The 2,937-nt window shown below is 71.6% G+C and carries 4 protein-coding genes; all 4 read right to left on the bottom strand.

Annotated elements, in window-relative coordinates; genetic code table 11:
* Nucleotides 1–154 precede the first annotated feature (154 nt).
* Nucleotides 155–1,087 (bottom strand): galactofuranosyltransferase GlfT1, encoded by a 933-nt coding sequence (gene glfT1, locus ACI79Y_RS19590; protein WP_457160092.1) that lies wholly within the window; start codon nucleotides 1,085–1,087, stop codon nucleotides 155–157.
* Entirely contained in the window at nucleotides 1,084–1,848 is a 765-nt protein-coding gene (gene wzt / locus ACI79Y_RS19585) for a galactan export ABC transporter ATP-binding subunit Wzt/RfbE (RefSeq protein WP_457160091.1), read from the bottom strand. Before wzt ends, glfT1 begins: the two co-directional genes overlap by 4 nt.
* Nucleotides 1,845–2,690, bottom strand: coding sequence for a galactan export ABC transporter permease subunit Wzm/RfbD (wzm, locus tag ACI79Y_RS19580; RefSeq protein ID WP_457160090.1), 846 nt, complete (start codon nucleotides 2,688–2,690; stop codon nucleotides 1,845–1,847). The genes wzt and wzm overlap by 4 nt, the downstream gene beginning before the upstream one ends.
* Before the next feature lie 76 nt (nucleotides 2,691–2,766).
* Complete coding sequence (locus ACI79Y_RS19575; protein ID WP_457160093.1) at nucleotides 2,767–2,928, bottom strand: LGFP repeat-containing protein; 162 nt, start codon at nucleotides 2,926–2,928, stop codon at nucleotides 2,767–2,769.
* Nucleotides 2,929–2,937 lie beyond the last annotated feature (9 nt).

Here is a 2,937-nt window from a genome sequence, read left to right as displayed (position 1 = left end):
GTCGGTGGGTGTCTGGTAGAGGTTGTGTGGGGGGTGGTGGGTTTTGTGTGGGTGGGGTGGCGTGTGTATGGGCGCGGGGGGGGGGGGCGGGGGGCCCCCCCCCCCCCCCCCCCCCCCCCCCTCTCGTGTCCGAGGCGTCCAGCGCCGCGGCGGGTCAGTCCCGGGTGAACCGCTCGCGCCGGCCGGCCCGGGTCAGCCGGAGCCACTCGCGCCAGCCGGCGCGGTCCCGGCGGGAGACCAGGAAGAACCAGCTGAACCGGACGAACTCCAGCGGCAGCAGCCAGCGCATCCCGGGCTGGGCCATCAGGTACCCGCGGTTGCGGTAGGTGAAGAAGCGCTTGACCTCGTTCGCGGGGTACTGCGCCGACAACCGCCCACCCAGGATCGGCGCGAACTCGGTGGTGCCCTCGGGGTGCAGGTAGACCGCGGCCGGGGCGGTGCCGAAGGGCAGCCCGGACCGGACCAGCCGGCGGTGCACCTCGGTCTCGTCGCCGCGGAAGAAGAGCCGGTAGTCGGGCACGCCGACGACGTCGAGGGCGGCGGCGCTGAACAGCGCCCCGTTGAACAGCGAGGCGTAGCGCGGCAGCAGGTCGAGCCCCGCGAAGTCGCTGCGGCGGCGGCGCCAGCGCAGTCCACGGCGCAGCGGGAAGGCCAGCCGGTCGGGGTCGGACATGTCCGCGACCAGCGGGGAGACCTCGGCGAGGCCGTGCCGCGCCGCGGTGTCCACCAGCGTCTGCAGGACCGTTCCGTCGGCGGGGCGACCGTCGTCGTCGGCGCACCAGACCCAGTCCGCACCCAGGGCCAGCGCGTGCAGCATGCCGAGCGCGAAGCCCCCGGCGCCCCCGAGGTTGCGCTGGCTGGGCAGGTAGGTGACCGGCAGCCCGCTGGCCGCCACGACCTGCTCGGCCGGCTCGTCGGGCCCGTTGTCGACGACCACCACGTGGTCGACCGGGTGGGTCTGCGCGGCGATCGCGGCGAGGCTCAGGGCAAGCAGCTCGGTGCGGTGCCGGGTGACGATCACCGCGACGACGCGGTCGGTGGCCGACCGTGACGGGTGGGCGGCCGCGGGCTGGGCGCCGGCCGTCACGCACCGACCCCCTTGTAGGCCCGCAGGACCTCATCCAGCTCGCCCTGCATGCGCACCTGCCCGTGCTCCATCCACACCGCGGTGTCGCAGAGCTCGCGGAGGAACTCGTCGGAGTGGGAGGCGAACACCAGCAGGCCGGCTCGTTCGACCAGCTCGGAGAGCCGCTTCTTGGACTTCTCCAGGAAGGCCGCGTCCACGGCGCCGATGCCCTCGTCGAGCAGCAGGATCTCCGGGTCGATGCTGGTGACCACGCCGAGGGCCAGCCGGACCCGCATGCCGGTGGAGTAGGTGCGCAGCGGCATCCGCAGGAAGTCACCGAGCTCGGTGAACTCCGCGATGTCGTCGACCCGCTCGTCCATCTGCTTGCGGGTCATCCCCAGGAAGAGCCCCCGGATGATGATGTTCTCCAGGCCGGAGACCTCCGGGTCCATCCCGACGCCCAGGTCGAACACCGGGGCGACGCGTCCCCGGATCTCGGCCGTCCCGCGGGTCGGCTCGTAGATGCCCGACAACAGCCGCAGCAGCGTGGACTTCCCCGCGCCGTTGTGACCGACCAGGCCGACCCGGTCGCCGTGCTGCAGGTGCAGCGACACGTCGCGCAGCGCCTCGATGATCGGCACCCTGCTGGTGCTCGCGATGTTGCCACCGACGACGCCCATGACGGTCTTCTTCAGCGACCGGCTCTTCGCGTCGAAGATCGGGAAGTCGACGCAGGCGTCCTTCGTCGTGATGCTGACCATGCCGGTGTCGTCCACGCTCACACCCAGTACGCGATTCGGGAGCGGTAGCGGCGCAGCGCGAACAGGGTCAGCGCCCAGCCCACCACCGTGATGACGGCGACCACGATCCAGCTGTGCCACAGCTGGGGCTCGCCCAGCATCGGCCGCCGGAGGATCTCCAGATAGTGGAAGAACGGGTTGAGCTGCACCAGGGCGGCGCGCTCGGCGATCGCCGGCTGGCTGCTGTTCTGCAGGTCCTCGTACATCCACACGATCGGGGTCATGTAGAAGGCGAGCTGCACGATGGACTGGGTGATCGGCGTCAGGTCCCGGAACCGGGTGGTGACGATGCCCAGCAGCAGGGCGACCCACGCGCCGTTGACCACCACCAGCAGGAAGGCCGGGATGGCGGTCAGGTCCGGCCAGCTGAAGTCCTGCCGGAAGATGAACAGCATCACCACGTAGACCACGAGGTTGTGCGCGAAGAACAGGATCTGCCGCCAGAGCAGCCGGTAGACGTGCACGCTCAACGGCGAGGGCAGGTGGGTGATCAGCCCCTCGTTCGCGATGAAGACGTCGGCGCCCTCGGCGATGCAGCCGCTGATGAAGCCCCAGATGATGAAGCCCACCAGCACGTAGGGCAGCTGGACGGCCAGGTCGTTGCCGAAGAGGCCGGCGTACAGCACACCCAGCGCGACGGCGGTGACCGCCATCGTGATGGAGATCCAGATGGGGCCGAGCAGGGAGCGCCGGTACCGCTGCCGGATGTCCTGCCACCCGAGGTGACCCCAGAGCTGACGCTGCTGCCACCCGCCGATGAGGTCGTCCGCCGCCCGGCGCCAGCTCCGGGCGCCCGCGGTCGCGGTCGCGGCGGTCACGGTCATGTCCTCCACGCTACCTGTGTGTCGCCGACGCCCTGCACCGAACGCAGGGGGGCCCGGCCCGGCACCGGCCGCGTCGTCACCGGAACTGCACGGTGGCCGCACCGGTCTGCGCCGACACCGTGATCGAGCCGCCCTGGAAGGTCCACCGGGTGCCGCCGGTCACCTTCGTGCCGCCCGAGGTCGGGTAGCCGAGCCGGCCGGTCTCCCAGCCGGTGGCGGCCCAGGCGTCGCGGACCACGGTGGGCAG

Source organism: Modestobacter sp. SYSU DS0875 (assembly GCF_054050915.1).
The sequence above is the reverse complement of the archived record's forward strand: the minus strand, read 5'-3'. Positions and strand labels throughout refer to the sequence as shown.